The following is a 2667-nucleotide window of genomic DNA, read 5'->3' on the forward strand; positions in this document are numbered from 1 at the left end:
TTGGTTACTGTCTCGCGATTTCGGGGGCGGCAAAAAACTCAGTCAATATCGTCGATTTTATGGTTTGGGGCGTTGTCGCAATGCTTGCTCAAATTATCGCATTTGCAATTGTACGCTTTATTTTACTTCCGAAAGTGGCAGAGCGTATCGAAAAAGATGAACTGCCAGCCGGTATCGTATTAGCAGCAGTTTCTGTTTCGGTCGGCGTATTGAATGCCGCTTGCATGACTTACTAGGAGGAACGATGAAGCGGAGTTCTAACGTTAAACGTTCTTCCATGGACAAAAGCTTAAAGCTTGGGAAAATTCTTCCCTTTGCTGCCTTTGGTGGTATTTTCTTCTTTGCTACGTACGAGTCAAAAACAGAAGGGTACATTTTTTCTGATGCCGATGAGTGTAAATCTAACTCGCCTGAGTTTAGTGAACAGTGTGACATTGCATACCAAGAAGCTTTAGCTCGTGCCGAACAAAATGCCCCTCGCTACCGCAGCGAGTTCGAATGCGAGAATGATTTCTACGAGGATGATTGTTACTACAGTTCCAGTTCCCGAGCTTATGTACCTAACTTTGGCGGTTTTTTTTACAGTCGCTCATTAAGCGGGTTGAAAGGTTATAACAAGAGCTATTACTCAGAGCCGATGTACCGTTATAAATCCAAATTCTATAATGGAGCAGGACAATTCTTTGGCTCCTACCGAAATCAGCCGACCAAAGTCGCGACGAATAGCCTTAACAAACGTGGTGGCGGCACCATTGGCAGGGCGATGTCTCGAGGCGGGTTTGGTAAAGCGGTGTCGGTCAGTCGAGGCGGTTAAAAAGCACTATGTTTCGACGAGAAATACAAGAGCGCGAAAACTGGCGTGAATTAGCACGCCAGTTTGGTTTTGGTTTCCATACCATGTATGACCAACCGTATTGGGATGAGAGTGCTTACTATCAATTCACGCTGGAGCAAATTGAGCGCGATATAGAAGCGCCCACTGAAGAGCTGCATCAGATGTGCCTGGCTATTGTGGATGAAGTCGTTCGGAGTGAGCGGTTGCTGACGCAATGTGCGATCCCTGAATCTATGTGGGAGCAGGTCGCTTCTTCATGGAGACGAAGCGAACCTTCGCTTTATTCGCGGCTGGATTTCGCGTACAACGGGACCTCGCCAGCAAAATTACTGGAAAACAATGCGGATACGCCAACCAGCTTGTTTGAAACTGGCTTTTGGCAGTGGGTGTGGCTAGAAGATGTTGTAAATAAAGGTCGAGTTCACCAGAGCGCGGATCAATTCAATATTCTTCAAGACTTTTTGATCGAGCGCTTTGCCGAAATAGCAAAATACCAACCAGGACAAACACTTCACTTTAGCTGCTGCAAGTACACTGAAGAAGATAAAGGGACTGTCCAGTGTTTAGAGGATTGCGCGCGAGAGGCAGGGTTAGCAACGGCATTCGTGCATGTCGAAGATATTGGAGTGACGGAAGATGGTCTGTTTGTGGATGCTGACGACAGAGCGATTCGTTGGATGTTTAAGCTTTACCCTTGGGAGTTTATGTTTGAAGAGGAATATGCGAAGTACTTAGCGACTGCGAACGTAAACTGGTTAGAACCGATGTGGAAGTCGATTCTATCCAATAAAGCACTTTTACCGTTATTGTGGGAGCGCTTTCCTAACCACCCGAACCTTTTGCCCGCTTATTTTGCTAACGATTCAAAAGCGAACACTATGAGAGATTATGTCATCAAGCCACTATTTTCTCGAGAGGGCGCGAACATCGAGATCGTCATCGATGGAAAACGTTTTGTTAAAACGTCAGGGCCTTATGAATCTCAATTCAATATCGTCCAGCAATACCATCCACTACCTAAGTTTGGGCAAAACCATACGTTAATTGGCAGTTGGTTGGTCAATGATAGAGCTGCCGGTATTTCGATTAGGGAAGACAGTAGCTTAGTGACTCAAGATATGGCGCGGTATATTCCACATGTAATTTTAACATGATCAAAAAAGCTCTCCATTTGGAGAGCTTTTTGTCTATTCAGCCGTTCAATCTTGATGGTCGACAGCGTTGCGTCTATTGTTCTTCAGCTAATGCAACACCGCGCTGGGTAAGACCACATAACATCACTGGCATTGCATTGAAGATCTCTTCAAACTGCTCTAAGCCTTCCATACCTTGTTCGGCCAATGTTTCAATGGTTGTTTCTGGGTCGTAAAGCATAGTAAGAGAAAGTAAAACACCACCGAGTAGGGCATTATCTTCGCTATCCTCAGGCATCAACGTTTCCCAGTCATCACGCGCAAGTTGCCAGCCTTGTAATACACCTTCACAGAAATCGCGAGCCTGACTTGTTACAATGTCTTGCTCATCTAGCGCGCACCCTGCAGGCCACTGCCAAGTGCCTTCTAGGAGAGCGGGACGAGTTTGGTTCCACATTTGTACAATCTCGTCAATGTACTGCTCTAGTTGTTCACCGTCAGTAAATGGCGCTGTTTCTTCTCCACCCCATAAGAATGGCAACCACTCTTGAGGCATTAATACGTTTGGCGCTGCAGCCATCGCTGTTACAAAGCCTTGAGTTTTTGCTAGGTTTAGTAGTTTACCGTCAAGTTCTGGGAGAGAAAGGATGTCTTGTAGTTTCAAAATAGAATACCATTTGTTAATGGGCTGGTTGATTG

4 protein-coding genes are annotated in these 2667 nt (G+C 45.6%); 3 read left to right on the top strand and 1 reads right to left on the bottom strand.

Translation table 11 applies throughout. The annotated features are described in order from the left end of the window. The 3 genes from CAG68_RS06745 to CAG68_RS06755 all read left to right on the top strand — a co-directional run. Positions 1-236: DUF350 domain-containing protein (locus CAG68_RS06745; RefSeq protein WP_161440946.1), on the top strand; the 236-nt coding region annotated here is incomplete at its 5' end. 8 nt (positions 237-244) lie between these two features. Continuing rightward, on the top strand, positions 245-814 hold the full coding sequence (locus CAG68_RS06750; RefSeq protein WP_025766906.1) for a DUF1190 domain-containing protein: 570 nt from the start codon (positions 245-247) through the stop codon (positions 812-814). Between the two features lie 8 nt (positions 815-822). After that, positions 823-1989 (top strand): glutathionylspermidine synthase family protein, encoded by a 1167-nt coding sequence (locus tag CAG68_RS06755; RefSeq protein ID WP_161440947.1) that lies wholly within the window; start codon positions 823-825, stop codon positions 1987-1989. 73 nt (positions 1990-2062) lie between these two features. Here the strand turns inward: CAG68_RS06755 and CAG68_RS06760 are convergent, their stop codons facing one another. Beyond that, positions 2063-2665, bottom strand: coding sequence for a YecA/YgfB family protein (locus CAG68_RS06760; RefSeq protein ID WP_337250505.1), 603 nt, complete (start codon positions 2663-2665; stop codon positions 2063-2065). Positions 2666-2667 lie beyond the last annotated feature (2 nt).

It is taken from the genome of Vibrio sp. V42_P2S4T144 (assembly GCF_009904715.1).
GTDB lineage: Bacteria > Pseudomonadota > Gammaproteobacteria > Enterobacterales > Vibrionaceae > Vibrio > Vibrio alginolyticus.